Below are 22,038 nucleotides of genomic sequence, written 5' to 3'. Positions count from 1 at the left end.
CGCTAGAGTACGATAACACGCTGTTTATACAGCATTTTATTGATCGTAAGGGTTCTCTGTGCTACGCCAACGACACCCACAGTTTTCGATACGGTGGTGAGATTTTGGTGAGTTTTTGAGCCCGCACTAGCGAGGTACTTATGTCGAAACTTACGAAAACCGTCGTGGACAAGTCCGAACCACGCGACCGTCAATACACCGTTTGGTGCGGCGAGCTGAAGGGCTTTGGCGTCTTCGTCCTGCCCTCCGGCACCCGGACCTACTTCGTCGATTATCGAAACGCCAACAATGTGCGGCGGCGGATGAAGCTGGGCCGGCACGGACAGATCACCGCCGAGCAAGCGCGCACGCTGGCCATTCAAGCCCTGGCCGAAGTCTCCAAGGGGAACGATCCCCTCGAAAACCGGAACAGCGCGCGCAAGGCGATCTCGGTAAAGGAGCTTTGCGAGCTGTATATCGCGGAACTCGAAGCCGGCCGCATCCTCGGCAAGGGCGGGCGGCCGAAGAAGGCCAGCACCAAGATCACCGACCTCGGCCGGATCAACCGCCACATCATCCCACTCCTGGGCAAGAAGCGCGTCACCCACGTCACCAAGGCCGACGTGACGACCATGATGAAGGACATCATGGCGGGCAAGACGCGCGGGATCGAGAAGACGGAGAAACTGCGCGGTAAGTCGATCGTACGGGGCGGCATCGGCGTCGCTAGCCGCACCGTCGGTCTCCTGGGTGGCATCTTCACCTATGCACGGGATGACCTGGGCATCATCGAGGTCAATCCGGCGCATGGCATCCGCAAGCCCAAGGACGCCGTGCGCCAGCGCCGTCTGAACGAGGACGAGTATCGCGCCCTCGGGCGCATCCTTGCCAATGCCGCCGAGGATGAACGCTACACGCGCACCGTGGAGATGATCCGTCAGATCGCCATGTCGGGTTGCCGGCGCAGTGAGGTCATCAAGCTGCGCAAAACGGAACTCGACACCGTGGGGAGTTGCTTCCGGTTCGAGGATACGAAGGAAGGTCAGTCCGTGCGGCCGATGGGCTTGCCGGTGCTGGAGTATTTCGACGAGCGGGACATGAGCGGCGACAGCCCCTATGTGTTTCCCGGCGAGCGGAACCTGGCCAAGCCGTTCGGCAGCTTCCCTCGGCATTGGGAAAAGATCTTCGCCGGGACGGAGCTGGCGGACATCACCGCTCATGTACTGCGCCACAGCTTCGCCAGCCTGGCGAACGACCTTGGTTTCACCGAGATCACCATCGCGGCGCTTCTCGGCCATGCCACCGGCTCTATCACCAGCCGTTATGTGCATACGCTCGATGCAGCCCTCGTCATGGCGGCCGATACGGTGTCCGGCTACATCCATGCGCTGCTCAATGGTGCTGAGCTGACACATACACATTATGCGCTTGATCGGGGCTCGCGTAAGGCTGCGTTGGTTCGGTTTCTGACGCCCCATCAAGACTCAACAGCACAAGCTGAAACGTCACAACGGCTGGCCGCCTGACAATTGCACACGATGGTATGGGATGCAGGCCGCTCCTAGACCGATGCGGCTTTCATCCCCAAAACTGTCTAAAGAACAAGAGGTCGGCCGGGTCATTATCCATCGGCACATAGGCATATTGACATACATTATATGAACACATATTGATGTGTTTAATGTATATGTCATGAAAGCTCGATAATGGCCCACTCGCACGCCGACCATGGTCATGGCCACGATCACGACCACGATCATTCGCACACGCCGACCATCACCAGCGACAATGAGCGCAAGGTGCTGCTGTCGTTCGGCCTGATCTTCACCTTCATGGCGGTCGAGGTCGTGGGCGGTCTGCTTTCAGGGTCGCTGGCGCTGCTGGCGGACGCCGGCCATATGATGACCGACGCGGCGGCGCTGGCGCTCGCCTATGCCGCCTTCCGTTTCGGCCAGCGCGCGGCTGATTCCAAACGCACCTTCGGCTATCTGCGTTTCGAGGTGATCGCCGGCTTCGTCAACGCCGTCACCCTGTTCGCGATCGTCGGCTGGATCGTCTATGAAGCCTGGCAGCGCTTTCAGGAGCCGCAGCCGATCCTTGCCGGCCCGATGTTCGGGGTCGCGATCGCGGGGCTGCTGGTCAATATCCTCGTCTTCTGGATTCTGACGCGCGGCGACAGCGAGCATGTCAACATCAAGGGCGCGGCGCTCCACGTCATGGGCGACCTGCTCGGCTCGGTCGGCGCCGTGGGCGCGGCGATCGTGATCTACCTGACGGGCTGGACGCCGATCGACCCCATCCTGTCGGTGGTCGTCTCCCTGCTGGTACTGCGTAGCGCATGGAAACTGGCGGGCAAGTCGCTGCACATCCTGCTCGAAGGCGCGCCCGACGGCGCGGCGCCGGAGAAGATCGAGCGCCATATTCTGGAGCATGTGCCGGGCGTGGCTGCGGTCGGCCATATCCATGTCTGGTCGATCACGTCGGGCCGCACGCTGGCGACGATGCACGTCCGACCGGCGAACGACACCGAGGCCCGCGTAGTGGTGCGTGCAGTGGAACGCGAGTTGGAGAGCCATTTCGAGATCGAGCACGCCACTGTAGCGGTGGATTGGAACGAGGAAGGCGAGACGTGCAGCCTCGCTCCCGGCAGCAAGCGGGATGAGGGACGCGGACCTGGGCACGACCATCCCAGCCACAGCCACGGCGGCGTGAAACACGCTTGCTCCCACTGATAGGCGGACGTTGGTGCAGCCTATCTGAAATGCTCTGTCAGACTGCCTCCCGGTGCCTGAAGGTGGCTCTTGGCAATGAACGGGAACCAAACGCCCGCAGGAACATCGCTGTTCTCACTGCCGCGCAAGCCTTGGGCGGCGCCAGCCCGCCGATCGTGATGTCGCTCGGCGGGCTGGTCGGTCAGCAACTCTCGCCCGATCCCGCCTGGGTTACCTTCCCCGTCAGCCTGTTCGGACTCGGCCTTCGCGACCACAGCGGCTGTTTCCTTTCTTGCCGGCACGATCTTGCACAGCTCGGGTTGGATGGCGATCAATTGGCTGATTTTCCCGGTAATCGCGACGAGCCTCATTCCGCTGCTGCTCCGGCAAGCCGGTTCCACAAGTGCAAGGGGATGATCGAGGAAAACCGGCAATTGGTTGGCTAGCGGGTGGTCAAGGCTGGCCCTAGAAGGATCATAAATCTACACATCGTCATATATTCACGTATAAGAGGCTCCTGATGTCCGACACCACCAACTCTGACGATCATGGCAATCCTAAGCATTCTCAGGGACTGTCGAGCCACGACGTAACGATCCTGGCCGAAACTTTCCGCTTGCTGGGCGATCCCTCCCGCCTGCGTATTCTGCTCTATTGCCTGCAAACGCCGCGATCGGTGGGCGACATCGCCGAAAGCCTCGATCTGTCGCAAACGCTGGTCAGCCACCATCTGCGCCTCCTGCGCGGCGCGCGCCTCGTCCGTAGCGAGCGACACGGCAAGCAGATATTCTATGAAGTGGCGGATGCCCATGTGAGCACCATGCTCATCGACATGGCCAGCCATATGGATGAGGATCACGACGACGAATGATCGCGCCCAGTAATATTTGTTCACAGAAAGACAGGAGGACCGGCGCACCTCGATCAGGCCCGCCGGTCCGATAACCATATCCCTCAGAACCAGGACCGGATTCCGATCAGGAAATTCCACCCACCTCTGCTTTCAGCGCGGGCGCGGCGAAAATCCGCCGTGTCGCCAAAGGCGCGTTCATATTTCACGCCGATATAGGGCGCGAACTCCGGCACGAACTGGTAGCGCAGACGCAACCCCAACTCGGCGGTGGACAGCCCGGAACCGATGCCCAGCTCGGGAACGTCCTGCGCGGAGAAGTTCAGTTCGGCGGTTGGCTGGAGGATCAGCTTCTGGGTCAGGCGCTGGTCATATTCCGCTTCGATTCGCGCGGTGACGTCACCCTTGTCGGACAGGAACAGCGCACTGTCGATCTCGAACCAGTAAGGGGCAAGGCCCTGAACGCCGATGACAGCGTAGGTGCGGTCCGGTCCGGACCGAAAATCGTGGCGTATGCCGGCCTGGAGGTTCCACCACGGATCGAGCGCGTGGCTCCAGAGCGCCTGCGCCTCGACACTTTCCGGGCTGTCGTCGAAGTGGCTTTCGCCTTCGGTCTTGAGCCAGAGCTTGTCGATATCGCCGCCATACCAGCCCTGCACGTCCCAGGCATAGCCGTCCTTGCCCTTGCCGATCACGGCTTCGAGCTGATCGATCAGGATATTGTGGCTTTTGATATCGCCATGTTCGCGGCGCACGATTTCGCGCGCCGGAGCCATGGCCGCCGCGCCGAATATGGCATCGGCGGCGTGATCGGGGCCGCCCATGGCCGCCGCCGATGGCCCGCGCACCGGCGGGTCGGGAATGCCCGGTTCATGGCCTGCATGGGCCTGGTGCGCTTCCATCGGCGCGGCTGAAGGCATGGCGTGGCCGGCATGAGGATCGGGCGCTGCGGAGGGTTCCGGCGGCATGTCGTGCCCCGCATGGGGATTGCCTTCGGCACCGTCCATACGATGCCCCGCATGGGAATCGGCCGGGTCCTGCTGTGAGGCGCCAGCATGACTCCGGTGATCGTGTTGCGCTCAAGCGGGAGTCGCGACGGCGAGGAGAGCGATGCCCACGAGCCGCATCATGCCGCGTCTCCGTCGAGCGGACGGACGGTGACGACGCGAAACATCCCGGCGTGCATGTGGAGCAGCAGATGGCAGTGAAACGCCCAGTCGCCGGGCGCATCGGCGGTCAGGTCGAAGCTGACCTTGCCGCCCGGCAGCACATTGACGGTGTGCTTGCGCGGATAGCTGCCGGTATGACCGTTCACCAGTTCGAAGAAATGGCCGTGCAGGTGGATGGGATGGGTCATCATCGTGTCGTTGATGAGGGTAACGCGGGCGCGTTCATTGCGCTCGAAGCGGATCGGTTCCACGCCCTCGCTGAACTTCTCGCCATCGAACGACCACATGAACCGTTCCATGTTGCCGGTGAGGTGGACCTCGACCGTGCGCTGCGGCGGGCGCGTGTCGGGATTGGGCGTCAAGGACATCAGATCGCGATAGGTCAGCACCTTATGGCCGACATCTTCGAGGCCCAGCCCCGGATCGCCGGTGCGATCGACCGGCGCCATGGCGATGGCGTCCACGCCCACACCGACCTTGACGCTGTCGGGAACCAAAGACTTGTCACGCATGTTCATGCCGCCCATCGAATGGGAACCGCCATGATCCATGCCGCTGTGATCCATCCCGCCATGGTCTGCTGTCACCGCGTCTGCCCCGGCCGCCATCGCGCCATGGCCCATGGCACTATGGTCCATTCCCGCCATTGATCCGTGGTCCATGCCGCCCATGCCCATGTCCTTCATGGTGAGCGTGGGACGCGGGCGCAGCGGCGGAATCGGCGCCGTCATCCCCATACGGGATGCGAGCGTGGCGCTCGCCATGCCGGAACGATCGATCGATTCCGCCACCAGCGTGAACGCCTTGTCCTCGGCGGGTTCGATGATGGCGTCATAAGTTTCGGCATTGCCGATCTGGAACTCGTCGACCGTTACGGGTCGGACATTCTGGCCATCGGCGCTGACCACCGTCATCGGCAGGCCGGGGATACGGATATTGAAGATCGTCATGGTGGCGGCATTGATGAAGCGCAGCCGCACCCGCTCGCCGGGACGGAACAGGCCGGTCCAGTTCTCCTGCGGGCCATGACCGTTGATGAGATAGGTGTAGGTGACGGCCGTCACGTCGGAAATGTCGGTGGGGTCCATCCGCATCTGCGCCCACATGGCGCGGTCCGATGCCGACATTTCCTCCTCGGGGCCGCCCTTCATCATGCCGAACAATGTCTGTTTCTGGCGATTGAAGTAGCCGCCTTCCGCCTTGAGCTTGGTGATGAGAGCGTGCGGATGCAGGAACGTCCAGTCGCTCAGCACGATCACATGCTCGCGATCATAAGCGATCGGATCGGGCTCGGCGGGATCGATCACGATCGGACCATAATGGCCCTGTTGTTCCTGAAGGCCGCTATGGCTGTGATACCAATAGGTGCCGCTTTGCAGCAACGGAAAGTCATAGACGAAGGTCGAACGCGGCTTGATCCCCGGAAAGCTGAGGCCGGGCACGCCGTCCATCTGGAATGGCACGAGCAGCCCGTGCCAGTGGATCGAGCTGTCCTCGTCGAGCGTGTTCTCGACGTGCAACCGCACATTCTGCCCCTCGCGCAGCCGGATCAGCGGCGCGGGCAATACACCATTCATAGTCACGGCGTGACCGGTCCGCCCGCCTACGGTGAAAGGCGTATTGGCAATCCTGAGGTGAATATCCTCGCCCGAGAGTGTGGGCAGGGTCGGTACAAGCCCGGTCGAGCCGGTTCTGGCCCAGGCGGGAACAAGCCCCGTGATGCCGAGTCCGGCTATGCCGATGGCTCCCGCTCGTAAAAACGACCTGCGCTCAATGAATGGTGTCATGTCTCTATGTCCTGCAGGTGCCCGATTTTCGGAAACGGGAACAAGGGCCGGAAATGCCGGACGGACGACAGCCGTCATCCGCCCGGTCGGACCTGGTGGTATGGCTACGCCTCCCTATGCCACTTCAATAGCGCGCGCGGGATAGCCGTCCTCGGCGAGCGCGACTTCGATAGCTTGCGCGCTAGCCACGGTATCGACCGTGACCTTCTTGTCCGCGATACTCACCTCGACCTTCGCATTGGCGTCGATCGCGGTGATCGCTTGCGCGATGTGCTTGATGCATGAACCGCAGCTCATGTTTTCGACGTGGAATTGCATGGGAAATCTCCATTGTTCCTGACAACGGATCACAAGCTAATCTTTCCCATCGTTGGAGGGTCAAGGCCGTTTTTCGCGGTCGCTATCGGAAAGGAGATCACGGCCCTACCGTTGAGCCATGTGCTTGCGAGGGCGGCTTGCTCTCATCAGGTCAGGATATATTTTGCCCTTGACCTTCCCATCATTGGAACCTGCATCTTGCGACAAATTCCAATCGTGAAGTGTGGAGTATCGAGCCATGATAGCCGCAGAAACCCTGAGAGATTCGGACGAATCCATCGATTCGGCGATCAGCTTGCCGATTGAGGGCATGACCTGCGCGTCCTGTGTGGCCCGCATCGAACGGTCGCTGAGCAAGGTCGAGGGCGTACAGTCCGTCAGCGTCAATCTGGCGACCGAACGCGCCGACATTCGAGCAAACGCCGACATTCGAGCAAACGCCGCCGTCGACCGAAAGGCGCTGGTGCGGGCCGTCGAGGCCGCCGGCTACAGCGTGCCATCTGTCGCCGGCATCGAACTGGCGGTGGAGGGAATGACCTGCGCATCCTGCGTCGGTCGCGTGGAGCGGGCGCTCAAAGCTGTCCCCGGCGTCACCGAGGCGATAGTCAACCTAGCGACCGAACGCGCGAGCGTGCGCGGCGCGGCCGATGTTGAGGCGCTCATCGCAGCGATCGCGGGCGCGGGCTATACAGCGCGCCCAATTGAGGCCAGCGTTTCTGGCGACGAGGAAGCGGCCGAGCGGAAGGACGCCGAGCGCCGGGCGCTGAAGCGCGATCTCACCCTTGCGACCGTACTGGCGCTGCCGGTGTTCCTGCTCGAAATGGGCAGCCACGTCATTCCCGGCGTCCATGGCTTGATCGACCGCACGATCGGCATGCAGGCAAGCTGGTATCTCCAGTTCGTCCTGACGACGCTGGTGCTCGCCTTCCCCGGCATCCGTTTCTACAAGGCGGGCCTGCCCGCGCTGGCGCGGCTGGCGCCGGACATGAACTCGCTGGTTGCCGTCGGCACGCTGGCCGCCTACGGCTATTCGCTGGTCGCGACTTTCGCGCCCGGTCTGCTGCCCGCCGGGACGGTCAACGTCTATTATGAAGCGGCGGCGGTCATCGTTGCGCTGATCCTGTTGGGCCGTTACCTCGAAGCCCGTGCAAAGGGCCGCACCTCCGAAGCGATCAAGCGGCTGGTGGGATTGCAGGCCAAGACCGCCCGCGTGCGCCGCGACAGCGCGGTGTTCGAGGTTTCCATTAGCGAGGTCATCACCGGCGACATTATCGAAGTGCGTCCCGGCGAGCGCATCCCCGTCGATGGCGAAGTGACCGAGGGCGAGAGCTATGTCGACGAGTCGATGATCACCGGCGAACCCATCCCGGTCGCCAAGGCTGAGGGCGCCACGCTGGTCGGCGGCACCGTCAATCAGCAGGGCGCGCTGGCGTTCCGCGCCACCGCCGTTGGCGGCGCGACGATGCTGGCGCAGATCATCCGCATGGTCGAGCAGGCGCAGGGATCGAAGCTGCCGATTCAGGCGCTGGTCGACAAGGTGACGATGTGGTTCGTCCCCGCCGTGTTCGGTGTGGCGGCGCTGACTTTCGCAGCCTGGCTGTGGTTCGGCCCGTCGCCCGCACTGACCTTTGCACTGGTGAATGCGGTCGCCGTGCTCATCATCGCCTGCCCCTGCGCTATGGGGCTGGCGACGCCGACCGCCATCATGGTCGGCACCGGGCGCGGAGCGGAACTGGGTATCTTGTTCCGCAAGGGCGAGGCGCTGCAACTGCTGAAGGACGCCAGGGTTGTCGCGGTCGACAAGACCGGCACGCTGACCGAAGGTCGTCCCGCGCTCACCGACCTGCAAGTGACGGACGGCTTCGACCGGGCGGCGGTGCTGGGTCTGGTCGCCGCTGTCGAGGACAAGTCGGAGCATCCGATCGCCCGCGCAATCGTCGACGCGGCCAAGGCGGAAGGTATTGCGCTGCCCGCGATTACCGACTTCGACTCTATCACCGGCTTCGGTGTCAAGGCGGTGGCGGGTGGCGAGCTGGTCCAGATCGGTGCCGATCGCTACATGCGCGAGCTTGGGCTGGACGTGGCCGCCTTTGCGGAGACAGCACAGCGGTTGGGGCAGGAAGGCAAGTCGCCGCTCTATGCCGCCATTGGCGGGCGGCTTGCCGCGATCATCGCGGTGGCCGATCCGATCAAGGCGACCACGCCGGCAGCCATCGCGGCGCTGCACGCGCTCGGCCTCAAGGTTGCGATGCTGACCGGCGACAACCGCATGACGGCCGAGGCTATCGCCCGCCAGCTCGGTATCGACGAAGTGGTCGCCGAAGTCCTGCCCGAAGGGAAGGTGGAGGCGATAGCCCGGCTCAAGGCCGAGCATGGCCGCGTCGCCTTCGTCGGGGATGGCATCAACGATGCGCCCGCGCTGGCGGCTGCCGATATCGGCCTAGCGGTCGGCACCGGCACGGATATCGCGATCGAGGCGGCCGATGTCGTGCTGATGTCGGGCCATCTGAACGGTGTGGCGACGGCCATCGCCCTGTCGCGCGCGACGATTGGCAATATCCGCCAGAACCTGTTCTGGGCGTTCGCCTACAACACGGCGCTGATCCCGGTCGCGGCAGGCGTGCTCTATCCGAGCCTGGGCATCCTGTTCTCGCCGGTGTTCGCGGCGGGTGCTATGGCGATGTCGAGCATCTTCGTCTTGGGTAATTCGTTGCGCCTGCGCGGTTTTCAGCCACGCGAGACAGGAGGAACGGCATGAACATCGGACAAGCCTCCAAGGCGTCGGGCGTCTCCGCCAAGATGATCCGCTATTACGAGCAGACCGGCCTCATTCCGAAAGCCGATCGCAAGGACTCCGGCTATCGCGATTACTCGCCATCGGATGTTCATATGCTGCGGTTCATCCGGCGGGCGCGTGATCTCGGTTTCTCGGTCGCGGAGATCAACGATCTTCTGAGCCTCTGGCGGGACAAGGCCCGCCAGAGCGCCGATGTGAAGCGGATCGCGCAGGCCCATATCGCCCAGCTTCAGGAGCGGATCGAAAATCTGAACCAGATGGCCGCGACGCTCGGAACGCTGGTGGATTGCTGCGCGGGCGATGATCGGCCTGACTGCCCGATCCTTGCCGATCTGGAGGAACCCGGCGCCGCGCCAGCATCCGTGCCGGCGGCAACGGGCCGCCTTCGGCACCGACCGTAAACGAATCAGATATTCGACACCGCTCCACGATGCGGCGCCGCTCCCGCTAAGCCGTGGTCAACAAGTCCGACAACAAGCGGACGCGTTGATCCCGAGTGGTGCGGTCGCCTTCAGAAAAACGCTGACGCCATAACCTATGGCGACCACCCCGCCGATTTGCAGTAGGTCTCGTCGTGAAGGGCGGCGCTTCTCCGTCATGTGTCGTCCGGGGTCGCGCCTCCCAGCGCCCGGATCAAGGCGATTGCCGTTCGGGCGCGATCATATTCGACCGTGATGCTGGCGCGTTGCGCGGCGAGCGCGGCGGTTTGGGCCGTCGTCACCTCCAGATAGTCGGCCGCGCCGTCGCGATAGCGATCAAGCGCCAGGCTCTCAGCCCGCGCCGCCGCTTGGGCGGCTATGCGCTGCTCGCGATCCTGACCCGTCAAGGCATCCATGCGAGACAGGGCATCCTCCACCTCCCGGAACGCATCCAGCACGGTCTGGCGGTAGCCCGCGGCGAGTTCTTCATAGTCCGTCCGGCTGATGGCCAGCCGCGCTCGCCGTCCGCCACCGTCGAACAGATTGAAGATCGTGGTGATCGGCCCGAGCGCCCAGAAACCAGTATCCGCGCTGACGATCGGCGCCTCGACCGCCTGATACCCCGCGCCGAGCCCGAGGCTGATGCGCGGATAGAAGGCGGCCCGCGCGACGCCGATCCGCGCATTGGCGGCGACCAGGCGGCGCTGCGCCTCGGCGATGTCGGGACGGCGCTGAAGAAGTTCGGAGGGCAGGGACGGCGGCAGGTCAGGCAGCGCAAGGCTTCGTTGCGCGGGATCGATGGCGAAAACAGAGGCGCTCTCGCCAACCAGCGCCGCGATCCGGTTCTCGATCCCCGCGCGCTGCGCCCGTAGCGCCTCCAGACGGGCGCGGGCATCGGCGAGCTGGGCCGTCGATCGGCTACGGTCCACGCCAGAGGCAATGCCGCCTTCGTGGCGGGTGCGGATCAAATCATCGGCGCGCGCATAGGCGGCCACGGTCCTGGTCAGCAGGACCTGCTCGGCATCGACGGCGCGAAGTTGGACATAGAGATCGGCGACCGAAGCCTGAAGGCTGAGCCGCGCCGAGCGCAAGGCGGCCTCCTGCGCTTCGGCATCCGCCGTAGCGGCGCGCACGCTGTTGCGGACCCGGCCCCAAAGGTCCAACTCATAATCGAGACCAACACCGAAGAGGATCTGGTTCGCGATTACGGGCTCGCCAGCTCCGATCGATCGTCCGGCTGAAAGCCGCTCGCGCGAAGCCCCGCCGGTCAGATCGACATTCGGCAACTGGTTGGAGCGGTCGAGCCGTGCCGCCGCCAACGCCCGGTCGTAACGGGCAAGCGCGGCCGCGAGCGTCGGGGTCCGCTCGTCCAGCCGCGCCATCAGCTCGTCGAGCACCGGGTCCGCGAATCCGCGCCACCACTCGCCACGGTCTAGATGATCGCCGGGCGCGGCCGTCGTCCATCCTTCCACATGGCGGAAGCTTGCCGGGGTCTCGATTGCCGGCGTTTGCATCGGCGGCAGGGTGGCGCAGCCGCCGAGGCCGATCGCGGCGACGAATGCTATCCTAGCGCTGCGCATTCGGAGCCGCCGGTTGCCGTGCGGGAACTACCCGGACCTTGTCGCCGGTGGCCAGCGCGTCGGGAGGGGTCTGAACGATGCGGTCGGTTGGACGTAGCCCCGAGATAATCTCGATGGTCGCGCCCTGGTCGCGACCCACCGCAACCTCCCGAAGCGCGACCTGACCCTGGCCATCGACCACGGCGACCCGCGCGCCGTCGGAACCGAGGATCAGGGCGCTCGCCGGCACCTGGACCGTTTCGGCGCCGCCAGGCACGGACACCCGCACCTCCGCGTAGCTGCCGGGTCTCAGGCGTCGAGCGCCGTTATCGACCAGAAATTCCACCAGCATTGCGCCGGATTGGCGGTCCACCGCCTCGGAGAGACGGGACAGTGTGGCCTCGAACACCTCGCCCGGTCTGTCAGGCACGGTGAACATCGCTTGCGTGCCGCGCACCAGCCTTCCCGAAAAAGCTTGCGGTACGCGCACATAGAGGCGCAGGCGGCTGACGTCGGCAACGGTGAACAAGGGTTCCACCCCCGGCGCGCCCGTCTGGACCAAGGCGCCGAGCTGGGCCGAGCGGCTGGTGACGACGCCATCGAACGGCGCCGTCAGCCGCGTAAATCCGGTCAGCGCCCTCAGCCGGCCGACGTCCGCCTGAGCGGCCCGTGCGCGCGCATCGGCAGCGGCAAACTGCCCCTGCCGCTCATCGGCTTCCTGCCGGGACACGGCGTCCTTTTCGAGCAGATTGTTCCAGCGCGCCGCCGTGGTTTCGGCCAGCCCGCGATCAGCGGCCGCGGTCTGATAGGCCGCCTGGGCCTGCGCGAGCTGCTGGTCGATCTCGGGCGCATCGAGGATGGCGAGCGTTTGCCCGCGCCGCACCCGGTCCCCGATGTCCGCGCGCCATTCGCGCACATAGCCGCTCACCCGCGCGTTGATCGCGGCGCGATTATAGGGATCGAGACTGCCCGGCAGCACGATCTCGCCTCCCTCGGACACGCGGGGCTGAACCAGGCTGACGGTGGGCAGCGCGTTCTCGGCCGCGATGGCTGCCTGTTCGCTTTCGGCCATGCCGCGCGAAACGAGGCCGCCTCCGACCAGTGCGGCAATCACGAGACCGGCCGCGCCGAGATAAAGGCCGGCGCGCTTCTTTGGGGTTGGATCAGACATGCTGGAGTTCAAGCTCCCTTGCGGGTGAGGAAGGCGCGCCCTTGCGATGGGCGATGCTGAACAGCGCCGGCACGAGCAGCAGTGTCGCCACGGTTGCGAAGATCAAGCCGCCGATCACCGCGCGGCCGAGCGGAGCGTTCTGCTCGGCGCCCTCGCCGATACCGAGCGCGATGGGGGTCATGCCGATGATGATCGCGAGCGCGGTCATCAGCACGGGGCGGAAACGGACCACCGCCGCCTCGATCGCGGCGCGGGTGGCGTCGCCGGTCTCGGCTAGGCGTTCGCGTGCGAAGCTGACCACCAGGATGGAGTTGGCGGTGGCGACGCCCATGCACATGATCGCGCCGGTGAGCGCGGGCACGGAGATGGTCGTGCCGGTCACGAACAGCATCCAGACGATGCCGGCGAAGGCGGCCGGCAGCGCGCCGATGATGACCAGCGGGTCGATCCAGCTCTGGAAGGTCACGACGATCACGAGGTAGATGAGGATAATCGCGCCGATCAGCCCGAAAGCGAGACCGGAGAAGGCGTGGTTCATCGTCTCATATTGTCCCGCCAGCGTGACGGTTACGCCGGCCGGGCGCTCGGCATCCATCTCGGCAATGATGCGATGAATGTCGCCGGCCACGGCGCCCAGGTCGCGAGCCTGCGGCGTGGCATAGATGTTGATGACCGGCTGGATGTCTGCTCGGCTCGCTACGTTGATGGTCGTATTGCGAGTCACGGCGCCAAGACCGCCCAGCGTCTGGGCCTCCCCGGCGCCCGTCGCCGAAACCGGCAGCGCTTCCAGCGCAGCGATCGTGTCGACCTCCAGTTCGGGGACTTGCGCCACGACAGGATAGGACACCCCGTTTTCGGGATTGAGCCAGTAAACCGGCGCAGACTGCTGCGTGCCGGCTAGGGCGGTCGCGACGCTGGTGGTTACGTCACGCTGGTTGAGCCCGTATTGCGCGATCCGCGAGCGATCGATGTCGATGTTGAGCTGCGGCGCGCGCGAGGATTGCTGGAGTCGGGCGTCGGCGAGGCCGGGCACGGTCCGAACGCGTTTGAGGATCGCTTGCGCATAAGCTTCGTTCGCCGCGAGATTCCGGCCGCGCACCTGGATATCGATCGGCGCTGGCGAGCCGAAGTTCAGGATTTGGCTGGTGATGTCGGCAGGCAGGAAGGAGAAATCAACGCCCGGAAAGCTCACGGGCAGCTCGCGCCGCAAAGTGGCGACATGCGTGTCCGTCGCGGTTCGGTTCCGCCCGAGCGAGATGAGGATATCGCCCTCGTTCAGTCCCACCGTCCCCGTATTGTTGTAGATGACGTTGAGCAGCGCGGAGGACATTCCGACATTGGCGACGACCGATTCAACCTGCTCGGCGGGGATCAATTCGCGCACCCGCGTCTGCACCCGCGAGATCAGCGCCGTGCTGTCCTCGATGCGCGTGCCTGCCGGCGCGCGCACATGCAGGGTGATTTGCCCAGCATCCACAGTGGGAAAGAAGTCGCGGCCAAGTGTGGGAATGAGCAGCAGCGACGCCACCATCGCGCCGAGGAACGCCGGGATGAAGATGCGCCGTGCGGACATCACGCGGGAAAGCACCCGCCCGAAGCGGTCCTTCTGCCTGTCGAACCCGGTCGAAAAGCGATGCTGGAACCGGACGAGTGGATTGCGCGAGCGGGCGCGCTCGGCCTCTTCGCCCTCCCGATGCGGGCGTAGCAGATACATCGCCATCGTCGGGATGAGCGTGCGCGACAGGATGAACGAGGCGATCATCGAGAAGATCACCGCCAGTGCCAGCGGCACGAACAGATAGCCTGCGACGCCCGGCAGGAAGAACATCGGCACGAAGACGATGCAGATGCACGTCACGATCACGAAGGCGGGCGTCACGATCTGCGCCGCGCCGTCCATGATCGAGCGTAGAACCGGCTTCCCTTTCTCAAGGTGCCAGTTGATGTTCTCGATCGTGACCATCGCGTCGTCGACCAATATGCCGATGGCCAGAGCCAAGCCGCTCAGCGTCATGATGTTGATCGTCTGGCCGGTCGCGCTCAGCGCCAACAACGCGGCGAGGATCGCCAAGGGTATCGTGGTCACGATGATGATCGTCGATCGCCACGATCCCAGAAACAGCAGGATCATCAGCGAGGTCAGCACGGCGGCCAACACACCCTCATAGGCCACGGTGGAGACGGCCGCCTTCACCAGCACCGACTGGTCGCCGATAAGCTGGACGCGCAGCGTTTCCGGGAGGCCCTCGGTGATCTGTGGGATACGCTCGCGAACCGTATTGACGATATCGATGGTTGAGGCCGCACCGCTCTTGAGCACGGTCATCAGGACTGACCGCTGGCCTTCGACTTGGACGATGTTCATTTGCGGCGGCGCGCCGTCGCGGACTTGGGCGATGTCGCGCATGGTGATCGTCGCGCCGTCGACCACGCGAACTGGCAGATTGTTCAACTGCTCGACCGAGCCCGGCGCATTGTTGAGCCTGACGGTGTATTGCAGGCCGCCGACCTTGGCGAAGCCCGCCGGGATGATTTGGGTTTGCGCGGCAATCGCCGCCGCGACGTCGCCGGCGGACAGGCCGCGAGCGCGCAGCGCCTCAGGGTCGATGTCGATCTGTATCTGACGCTGCTTGCCGCCGAATGGGAAGGGCATGGCGACGCCCGGCACGGTGATGAGCTGCGGGCGGATTTGATTGACGCCGAGATCGTAGAGCTGCTGTTCGCTCAGCCCTTCGCCGGAGAGGGCGAGCTGGACGATCGGCACGGTCGAGGCGTCATAGTTGACGATGAACGGCGGAGAGATGCCCGGCGGAAGCTGACGCAAAATGGCCTGCGAGATCGACGTGACCTGCGCGGTCGCGGTGCGAATGTCCGCGCCTGGCTGGAAGTAAATCCGCACGACGCCAACGCCGTTCATCGACTGGCTCTCGATCCGGTCGATGTCGTTGACGGTCGTGGTCAGCACGCGTTCGAACGGATTGATGATCCGTCCGGCCATGTCCTCGGGCGACAGCCCATTATAGGTCCAGGCGGTCGCGATCACCGGCACGCCGATGCGCGGGAAGATGTCGACCGGCATCCTCAGAACGGACAGGATGCCGAGGCCAAAGATCAGCACGGCCATCACGATGAAGGTCAGCGGTCGCGTTAGCGCGACCCGCACGAGCGCCATCATCGTGGCTGGTTCCGAAACATAGGTGACTTGCTAGGCATCGCACGTCCTCCCGCGAGATCGCGAAAATGGGCATGCTCCCGTCTTGCGTGATCGTGATCGTGGTGGCTGTGGGAATGGGGCATGTCGATCTCAAACGGAGCCATAAGATGTGCACATGAATATGTGTTCATTTGTTTGATGTCAACTCGATGCAGTCAAGCACCACCATGAGCTGGCCGTGGCGATGACGAGCAAATGGCAGCGTCATTTTTGCGCTCGGAGAAGCCGATGACGGCGTCGGCGGTTGAGGGACGGCTTCAGGAATCCGGGAATTCCTGACTTTCCGCATTGATTCGTTTGTTGCCGCAGACCGATGCTTCTTCCAACGTTTGGAAGGTCAAGGGATGAATCACTTCGGGCTCACGTCGGACCTACGCCGCCGGTACGTTGCTCGATGACTATGTGCAGTCGGGCACCATGGCCGCCGACCAAGCGGCGCTTCTAGCCGAAGTCGCCAAGGGTCCCGACCGCGTCGTCATCATTGAGGACACGCGCGAGCTTCAATGCGCCGCGCCTAATCTCGTCGCGATGCGCACCAAGGATGGCATTGCGACGCTCGACGCGCCATGCCGGCGTGCCCCTTCGACCTATCGCCTATCCTTTCATATTTATCTATATTCATATGAATGATTGTTGAAAATAATCCTTGACCTTGCCAACGCTGGAAGCCGCAAAGCGAACAGGAATCGATCAGACGCCGCGGAACGGATGAACAAGGCGCGGCACAGTTGAAAGGCAATATCATGCCGACAAAAAGCGCACTTCTCCTGGCTTCCATAGCCTTGGCTATTGGCGGCCTTACGTCAGCTTGTAGCAAATCGGGCGGCGATCAGGGCGCACAAGCGGCGGCAGCGCCGCAAGTGCCAGTAGCGCAAGTTGTCGTGCGCGAGCTTGCCCCCTCGGCCGAGTTCAACGGTTCGCTATCGGCGCCCCAGAGCGTCGAGTTGCGGCCCCGCGTCAGCGGCGCAATCGTCTCCGTCCATGTCCCCGAAGGCGTGCTCGTCAGGAAGGGGCAGCTTCTGTTCCGCATTGATCCGCGACCATTCCAGGTCGCGCTCGATCAGGCGCAGGCGCAGCTTCGTCAGGCGCAAGCCTCCGCAACGCTCGCCGAAAGCAATTTCACCCGCTCGGAACAACTCGTCGCGACCGGCGCAATCTCGCGCAAGACTTATGACGACGCGCTGGCGCAGCGGAACGCCGCACGCGCACAGGTGCAGGCCGGTAGCGCGGCCGTAGCCGCCGCACGGCTCGACCTTTCCTTTACGCAGGTCACGGCGCCGGTCGGCGGCCGGGTCGATCGCGTGCCCTCGGACCTTCTGGCGCGCCGACCCGACATCCGCGCGGTCGAACATACGCTGCGCGCCGCCAACGCGAATATCGGCGCTGCCCGCTCAGCGTTCTTCCCGACGATCAGTCTGACCGGCTGGGCGGGAACGGCGAGCGCGAGCCTCGACGATCTGTTCTCATCGGGGTCGGGCGCATGGAGCTTCATGCCGCGCATCACCCTGCCGCTTCCAATCTTCGGCGGCAGCGCGCTGAGAGCCAACCTCGATCGCGCGGACGTGCAGAAACGGATCGAAATCGCCAACTATGAGAAGGCGATCCAATCCGCCTTCCGCGACGTGGCTGACGGGCTCGCCGGCAAAGGAACCTTGGACGCCCAAATCCGATCGGAAACGCAGCGGGTCGATGCCAGCCGCAATGCCTACAGGCTCGCGGAACAGCGGCTCAACTCAGGCGAGGATGACAACCTCGCCCTGCTCGACGCGCAGCGCACGCTTTACGGGTCACAGCAAGCCTTGGTCCGCTCCAAGCTGGTGCGGCTCAGTAATCTCATCAATCTCTACAAGGCGCTGGGTGGCGGCTGGACGGAGTTCACGACACCGCCTGATGATCCGTTAGCCCGGTGATTGAGCTGCGCCAGCTCCGCTACCTGATTGCGGCGGCCGAGGCCGGTAGCTTCAGTCGCGCGGCGCGCAGCATAAATATCAAGCAAGCAACGCTCAGCCGACACGTCCTCGAAATCGAGAAGCGGCTAGGCATGGCGCTGTTCGACCGCAAGACCCGCGGTGCCACTCTGACTCCGAATGGCAGAACCTATCTGCGAACGGCACAGCGCATCGTGAAGGAGTTCGAGGAACTGAACAACTGGGTCCGCGCCACGAACAACGGCCACGTCGGCAAGCTGGCCGTAGGCTTCTATACGTCCTTCTCCGCCGGCAACTTGCGGGCAACGCTCAGCGAGTTCGGCGAACGCCACCCCGAGGTCAAAGTATCCGGCTTTGAACGCGATCGGGATATGCTGTTGGCCGGGATCGAGAATGGCCTGCTCGATATCGCGATCATGATTGGGGAGGCCTCCTATCGGGGTCTGATGAGCCGTTCTTTCTGGAGTGAGCGCATATTTGTAGCAATGCCGGCAGGCCATCCACTCACCCAATGCGAACGCATCCATTGGCCCGACCTGACCGGCGAACACTTTTTGCTGACCGAACGAGATCCCGGCCCAGAGACCCGAAACATCCTCATGGGCAAACTTGGGGTCCCCGGTTGCATGCCAGAGATCGACATGCAGGATATCGGACGCGAGACAATGTTGAGCGCCATTGCGCTCGGTGGGCGTCTCTCGATTGTCGCCGAATCCGCCTTGGGTATCCAAGTGCCAGGCGTAACGTTCAGCGAAATCCACGACAGTCATGGACATATGCGGATCGGCTTCTCGGGCTATTGGCGTGAAGACAATGACAACCCCGTCTTGCTGCGCTTCCTTGATCTCGTGGCCGGTCGCTATTCGCTGCCGCCCATTCTGATGCCGCAGCCATCACATCACCAACCGGAAAAGAAATAGCCATGACACGAAGCAAGACACTCTTCATCGTGCTGGTCGCGCTGGTCATCGGATTCGGCGTGGGCTTCGTGCTGCGCCCGGTGATCATGCCCGTCGAGCGTGCGCCGGCCCTCGCGAGTCCGGCCCCCGCCGCACCGGAGCCGGCCGAACCGCGCGGGACGCAGTATTTCGCGGCGCATCTCGATGAAGCACGGGAGATCGTGGGGCAATGCGCGGAAGGCTCGGTGCGGGGCAGCGAGTGCGCCAATGCCGAGCAGGCCGTGATCGAGGCGGAAGGCCGCGACCGCTTCAAGAAGTTCATGGGCAACTGACGGCAGGCGGCGCGCTCTCACTTCCCCTGCGCGCGGTGCCGGCGAAAGGCGCGGTCGGTTTCCATGAACCGGGCGAGCATCGGCGCGACCAGCTTGTCGGGCGGGACCGGCGCTCCCCCGGTCTCGGCTGCGAGCGCGGCGGCATAGGCGACGAGATCGCGATGCACGGCGGCGGGCAGCTCCACGGAGAGCTTGACCGGCCGATCGTCGGCCAGCGGCCCCAACTTCAATTTCGTCATCGTGTCGCTCCGATCGGTTCAAGCACCAGGTCGCGCGTGATGACCACGCGCAACGGATGCCCCGGCCGGATGGTGAGCGTCGGCTGCACATTGAGCTGCCGACGCACGATCTGCTGGCCGGTCTGGTTGATGGTGTCCTGCGAGCCGCGACGCAGTGCGCGAGTAAGTTCGTCCTCGCTATCCGCGCCCAATTCGGCGCCGACGCCGAGCAGTGTCGAAACGGCGGCGGCTTTCAGCAGATTGCCCCAATGCTGGTTTACGCGATCCTGTAGGCCAGCATATCCGGCCGCATCAGCGCCGGGCTGGCGCTCGAGAACGATCGAGCGGCCGTCCGGCAATATCAGCCGATCCCATGCCAGCAGCACGCGCGCCTGCCCGGCGGCGATCTCGCTGTCATATTCGCCGATCAGCCGCGTGCCCTGCGGGATGAGCAGGATGCGGCCCGTAGGGCTGTCATAGACGTTTGCCGTTACCTGGGCGGTGATCTGGCCGGGAAGGTCCGAACGGATGCCGGTGATGAGCGCGGCAGGGATGATGCTGCCGGCCTGCACGATGTTGGGCGAGGCCGGCGCCACGAGGCGTTCGACGCTGACCGTCCGCTGATTAGACGCCTGCGCCAAGAAGGCTCGCTTGGCGGCCTGGTCGCCCTGCGCCGTCTCGGCAGGTTGCGGTGAGGCAGGAGCACCAGGCGCTGCCGTCGCGAGGTTCGGCAAAGACGGCATCGCAGCGGCCCCGGCGCTGCTGCCACCCAAGAACACGCCGCTCATGCGGGCGGCGTCGCGCTCCTGCTGCGCGCGCTGGCGGGCGGCTTCCTCAGCCTGCGCGCGCGGATCGGGCTGGGCGCCGACCGGCGGGACCTGGACATTCTCCCCGCGCTGCTGGGCCGAGACGATCGGGCCGCCGAGGTCGCCGGGAAGCGGCGGGCCGAGTTTCGGCGCTTGGCTATAGTCGCGCGGTCCCGACGTGATGGTCTCGGACGTGGCGCGGCTGTCGGTGTTGTAAAGCTCCTTGGCCTCCTTCTCGCCGGCCGGCTTGAGCGCATAGATCAGTGAGCCGCCGATCCCGAGGCCGGCGACGACGCCGAGGGCGGCCAGCGCCTTGCGCGACAGGCGCATGACGCGCGGCGGGTTGCCGCGAAGCTGGAAGGCTTGCGGATCGGGGCGCGGCGCTTGCGGTGCGGCCGCCTCGGGCGGGGAATTGTCGGCGGGATCGGTCACGGCCGCCCCCTGCGCCCATTGTCGCGCACGATGCGGACGCGCTGCTCGCCGCGCCGGTCGCCCAGGCGCAGCTCGGCGGCGGCGAACAGCCGGTCCACCACCATGTAGCGGCCCTGCACGCGGTAATTAACTAACTCGGCATCGCCGGCCGCGCCGGTCACGAACAGCGGCGGCATCTCGCCCTGCGAGATCCCGGCCGGAAACTCGATGAACACTTGGGCTGCATCATCGAAGGCGCGAACCGGCTTCCACGGCACGCGGTCGCCCTCGATCCGGTAGCGGAAGTTGAGCGCCGCGAGGTCGAGGCCGGTCGCGACGGGGGCAGCGGCGGCATTGGCGCCGCGCAGCGCGATGAGCTGGTCCTGCGGATAGGTCCATGAGACCGAGGCCATGTATGTCGATGCGGTCGCGCGCAATTCGATGTGATAGGTGCGCCGGTCGGTATTGATGACGAGGTTCGTGGAAATGTCGGGGCGTGTTGGCTTCGCCAGGATATGCACGCGCGCCGTCGCGCCGCTGCCGCTCACCGTGTCGCCGATGATCCAGCGCACGGTGTCGCCGGCCGCGACCGGCCCGGGCCCCACGAGCTGCTCGCCTTCCTGAAGCGCGATGTCCGTCACCTGGCCGGGCGCGGCATAGACCTGATAGAGCGCGCCGTCCGTCCAGGGATATTGCTGGATGGCGTTGAGGAAACCGTCGCGCACCGGCTGCACGCGGGCGGCCGCGTTGGCGGCCCCGACACGGCGGCGCGGATCGGCGGGCTCGGAAGTCGCTGCCCCGGCCGCGACCGGCTTCAATTGGCCGGGGAGCGGCAGGGGTTCGGGGATCGTCACCACCTCGACGGCGCGGAGCGGTTCCGCGGCCGGCGTCGCCGCGATCTCGCGCGGCGGATCATCATAGCGAATCGCGGGCGGCTTCGCCGATGTGGTGGCGCAGCCGGCGAGCGCGGTGGCGGAGACAAGCAGGACCGCCGAGGCGGAACGGCGAAATGGCGTGTGCGTCATTGCGACAGCTCCCTTGACCAATTCAAAGCGTTGACGAAGACGCCGAGCGGATTCTTGCGCAGGGCGTCGGGGGTGCGCGGCGGCTGCACGACGATGGTGAGGATCGCCGACCAGCGTTCGGTGGCGGCAAGGCTGCCGTCCTGATAGCGGCGCTCGGTCCAGGCGACGCGGAAGCTGTCGGGCGATGCCCGGATCACGCTCGACACGTCCACCGCGACCTGCACCCGGCCGACATTGGCGAAGGGGTCGTTGGCGCGGGCGTAGTCGTTGAGCGCCACCGCGCCCCGATCGGTCGTGAAGTCGTAGGCGCGCAGCCAGTTCTGGCGGACGATCACCGGATCGGCCGGGATCGCCCTGACCTGCTCGATGAAGCGGGCGAGATGGAACGCAATTTGCGGATCGGTCGGGCGATAGCCCGCCTCGGCGGGGGCGACGGCCTGGGCCT

General features: G+C 64.7%; 19 protein-coding genes and 1 pseudogene. 10 read left to right on the top strand and 10 right to left on the bottom strand.

Annotated elements, in window-relative coordinates; translation table 11 throughout:
• Positions 1 to 140 precede the first annotated feature (140 nt).
• The 4 genes from A3E77_RS06530 to A3E77_RS06515 all read left to right on the top strand — a co-directional run bounded on the left by A3E77_RS06530 (position 141) and on the right by A3E77_RS06515 (position 3,561).
• Positions 141 to 1,505 carry a tyrosine-type recombinase/integrase gene (locus A3E77_RS06530; RefSeq protein ID WP_017502059.1) on the top strand — a complete coding sequence of 455 codons (1,365 nt, stop codon included), beginning with the start codon at positions 141 to 143 and terminating at the stop codon, positions 1,503 to 1,505.
• 180 nt (positions 1,506 to 1,685) lie between these two features.
• Entirely contained in the window at positions 1,686 to 2,711 is a 1,026-nt protein-coding gene (locus A3E77_RS06525) for a cation diffusion facilitator family transporter (protein ID WP_017502060.1), read from the top strand.
• A 62-nt stretch (positions 2,712 to 2,773) separates the two neighbouring features.
• Positions 2,774 to 3,136, top strand: coding sequence for a hypothetical protein (locus tag A3E77_RS06520; RefSeq protein WP_228220262.1), 363 nt, complete (start codon positions 2,774 to 2,776; stop codon positions 3,134 to 3,136).
• A gap of 74 nt (positions 3,137 to 3,210) precedes the next feature.
• Entirely contained in the window at positions 3,211 to 3,561 is a 351-nt protein-coding gene (locus A3E77_RS06515; protein WP_017502062.1) for an ArsR/SmtB family transcription factor, read from the top strand.
• An 83-nt stretch (positions 3,562 to 3,644) separates the two neighbouring features.
• On the opposite strand, the gene A3E77_RS06510 is transcribed toward A3E77_RS06515, so the two are convergent.
• The 3 genes from A3E77_RS06510 to A3E77_RS06500 all read right to left on the bottom strand — a co-directional run bounded on the left by A3E77_RS06510 (position 3,645) and on the right by A3E77_RS06500 (position 6,814).
• A complete protein-coding gene (locus A3E77_RS06510) occupies positions 3,645 to 4,547 on the bottom strand; it encodes a copper resistance protein B (RefSeq protein WP_017502063.1) in 903 nt (300 codons plus the stop codon).
• A gap of 119 nt (positions 4,548 to 4,666) precedes the next feature.
• Positions 4,667 to 6,496, bottom strand: coding sequence for a copper resistance system multicopper oxidase (locus A3E77_RS06505; RefSeq protein ID WP_026109362.1), 1,830 nt, complete (start codon positions 6,494 to 6,496; stop codon positions 4,667 to 4,669).
• A gap of 114 nt (positions 6,497 to 6,610) precedes the next feature.
• A complete protein-coding gene (locus A3E77_RS06500) occupies positions 6,611 to 6,814 on the bottom strand; it encodes a heavy-metal-associated domain-containing protein (RefSeq protein ID WP_017502065.1) in 204 nt (67 codons plus the stop codon).
• A gap of 238 nt (positions 6,815 to 7,052) precedes the next feature.
• Between A3E77_RS06500 and A3E77_RS06495 the strand changes: the two genes are divergently transcribed.
• Both A3E77_RS06495 and cueR read left to right on the top strand, forming a co-directional pair.
• Positions 7,053 to 9,572, top strand: coding sequence for a heavy metal translocating P-type ATPase (locus A3E77_RS06495; RefSeq protein ID WP_017502066.1), 2,520 nt, complete (start codon positions 7,053 to 7,055; stop codon positions 9,570 to 9,572).
• Positions 9,569 to 10,012 (top strand): Cu(I)-responsive transcriptional regulator, encoded by a 444-nt coding sequence (gene cueR / locus A3E77_RS06490; protein ID WP_017502067.1) that lies wholly within the window; start codon positions 9,569 to 9,571, stop codon positions 10,010 to 10,012. Before A3E77_RS06495 ends, cueR begins: the two co-directional genes overlap by 4 nt.
• 194 nt (positions 10,013 to 10,206) lie before the next feature.
• Here cueR and A3E77_RS06485 read toward each other — a convergent pair whose 3' ends face one another.
• Genes A3E77_RS06485 through A3E77_RS06475 form a run of 3 tightly spaced genes read right to left on the bottom strand, consistent with a single transcriptional unit; the run spans position 10,207 to position 15,935 of the window.
• Positions 10,207 to 11,610 (bottom strand): efflux transporter outer membrane subunit, encoded by a 1,404-nt coding sequence (locus A3E77_RS06485; RefSeq protein ID WP_017502068.1) that lies wholly within the window; start codon positions 11,608 to 11,610, stop codon positions 10,207 to 10,209.
• Positions 11,597 to 12,760, bottom strand: a complete 1,164-nt coding sequence (locus A3E77_RS06480; protein WP_017502069.1) for an efflux RND transporter periplasmic adaptor subunit — start codon at positions 12,758 to 12,760, stop codon at positions 11,597 to 11,599. Before A3E77_RS06480 ends, A3E77_RS06485 begins: the two co-directional genes overlap by 14 nt.
• Entirely contained in the window at positions 12,753 to 15,935 is a 3,183-nt protein-coding gene (locus tag A3E77_RS06475; protein ID WP_017502070.1) for an efflux RND transporter permease subunit, read from the bottom strand. Before A3E77_RS06475 ends, A3E77_RS06480 begins: the two co-directional genes overlap by 8 nt.
• Positions 15,936 to 16,337: 402 nt before the next feature.
• Here A3E77_RS06475 and A3E77_RS06470 point away from each other — a divergent pair.
• The 4 genes and pseudogenes from A3E77_RS06470 to A3E77_RS06455 all read left to right on the top strand — a co-directional run.
• Positions 16,338 to 16,532: pseudogene (locus A3E77_RS06470) on the top strand (P-type conjugative transfer ATPase TrbB); the annotation flags it as partial.
• 170 nt (positions 16,533 to 16,702) lie between these two features.
• Positions 16,703 to 17,884, top strand: a complete 1,182-nt coding sequence (locus A3E77_RS06465) for an efflux RND transporter periplasmic adaptor subunit (RefSeq protein ID WP_293644270.1) — start codon at positions 16,703 to 16,705, stop codon at positions 17,882 to 17,884.
• Positions 17,881 to 18,822 (top strand): LysR family transcriptional regulator, encoded by a 942-nt coding sequence (locus A3E77_RS06460; protein WP_017502073.1) that lies wholly within the window; start codon positions 17,881 to 17,883, stop codon positions 18,820 to 18,822. The genes A3E77_RS06465 and A3E77_RS06460 overlap by 4 nt, the downstream gene beginning before the upstream one ends.
• Before the next feature lie 2 nt (positions 18,823 to 18,824).
• Positions 18,825 to 19,133: a hypothetical protein gene (locus A3E77_RS06455; protein WP_017502074.1), complete on the top strand. Its 309-nt coding sequence runs from the start codon at positions 18,825 to 18,827 to the stop codon at positions 19,131 to 19,133.
• 17 nt (positions 19,134 to 19,150) lie between these two features.
• Here A3E77_RS06455 and A3E77_RS06450 read toward each other — a convergent pair whose 3' ends face one another.
• From A3E77_RS06450 to trbF, 4 genes are all read right to left on the bottom strand, one after another.
• Positions 19,151 to 19,372, bottom strand: a complete 222-nt coding sequence (locus A3E77_RS06450; protein WP_017502075.1) for a DUF2274 domain-containing protein — start codon at positions 19,370 to 19,372, stop codon at positions 19,151 to 19,153.
• A complete protein-coding gene (locus A3E77_RS06445; protein WP_017502076.1) occupies positions 19,369 to 20,589 on the bottom strand; it encodes a TraB/TrbI/VirB10 family type IV secretion system protein in 1,221 nt (406 codons plus the stop codon). Before A3E77_RS06445 ends, A3E77_RS06450 begins: the two co-directional genes overlap by 4 nt.
• Positions 20,586 to 21,593 (bottom strand): P-type conjugative transfer protein TrbG, encoded by a 1,008-nt coding sequence (trbG, locus tag A3E77_RS06440; protein ID WP_017502077.1) that lies wholly within the window; start codon positions 21,591 to 21,593, stop codon positions 20,586 to 20,588. Before trbG ends, A3E77_RS06445 begins: the two co-directional genes overlap by 4 nt.
• Positions 21,590 to 22,038 (bottom strand): conjugal transfer protein TrbF (gene trbF, locus A3E77_RS06435; RefSeq protein ID WP_293644268.1); only part of this gene is annotated, 449 nt, incomplete at its 5' end. The genes trbF and trbG, both read right to left, overlap by 4 nt.

The organism is Sphingopyxis sp. RIFCSPHIGHO2_12_FULL_65_19 (assembly GCF_001830555.1).
In the GTDB taxonomy this organism is placed as follows: domain Bacteria; phylum Pseudomonadota; class Alphaproteobacteria; order Sphingomonadales; family Sphingomonadaceae; genus Sphingopyxis.
This window is presented reverse-complemented; position numbering and strand designations above follow the sequence as displayed.

Bases quoted from the DNA above. Each gene is read 5' to 3' on its own strand.
- A3E77_RS06530 (WP_017502059.1), top strand. From the start codon at position 141: ATGTCGAAACTTACGAAAACCGTCGTGGACAAGTCCGAACCACGCGAC.
- A3E77_RS06525 (WP_017502060.1), top strand. From the start codon at position 1,686: ATGGCCCACTCGCACGCCGACCATGGTCATGGCCACGATCACGACCAC.
- A3E77_RS06515 (WP_017502062.1), top strand. From the start codon at position 3,211: ATGTCCGACACCACCAACTCTGACGATCATGGCAATCCTAAGCATTCT.
- A3E77_RS06510 (WP_017502063.1), bottom strand. From the start codon at position 4,547: ATGGACGGTGCCGAAGGCAATCCCCATGCGGGGCACGACATGCCGCCG.
- A3E77_RS06505 (WP_026109362.1), bottom strand. From the start codon at position 6,496: ATGACACCATTCATTGAGCGCAGGTCGTTTTTACGAGCGGGAGCCATC.
- A3E77_RS06500 (WP_017502065.1), bottom strand. From the start codon at position 6,814: ATGCAATTCCACGTCGAAAACATGAGCTGCGGTTCATGCATCAAGCAC.
- A3E77_RS06495 (WP_017502066.1), top strand. From the start codon at position 7,053: ATGATAGCCGCAGAAACCCTGAGAGATTCGGACGAATCCATCGATTCG.
- cueR (WP_017502067.1), top strand. From the start codon at position 9,569: ATGAACATCGGACAAGCCTCCAAGGCGTCGGGCGTCTCCGCCAAGATG.
- A3E77_RS06485 (WP_017502068.1), bottom strand. From the start codon at position 11,610: ATGCGCAGCGCTAGGATAGCATTCGTCGCCGCGATCGGCCTCGGCGGC.
- A3E77_RS06480 (WP_017502069.1), bottom strand. From the start codon at position 12,760: ATGTCTGATCCAACCCCAAAGAAGCGCGCCGGCCTTTATCTCGGCGCG.
- A3E77_RS06475 (WP_017502070.1), bottom strand. From the start codon at position 15,935: ATGATGGCGCTCGTGCGGGTCGCGCTAACGCGACCGCTGACCTTCATC.
- A3E77_RS06455 (WP_017502074.1), top strand. From the start codon at position 18,825: ATGACACGAAGCAAGACACTCTTCATCGTGCTGGTCGCGCTGGTCATC.
- A3E77_RS06450 (WP_017502075.1), bottom strand. From the start codon at position 19,372: ATGACGAAATTGAAGTTGGGGCCGCTGGCCGACGATCGGCCGGTCAAG.
- trbG (WP_017502077.1), bottom strand. From the start codon at position 21,593: ATGACGCACACGCCATTTCGCCGTTCCGCCTCGGCGGTCCTGCTTGTC.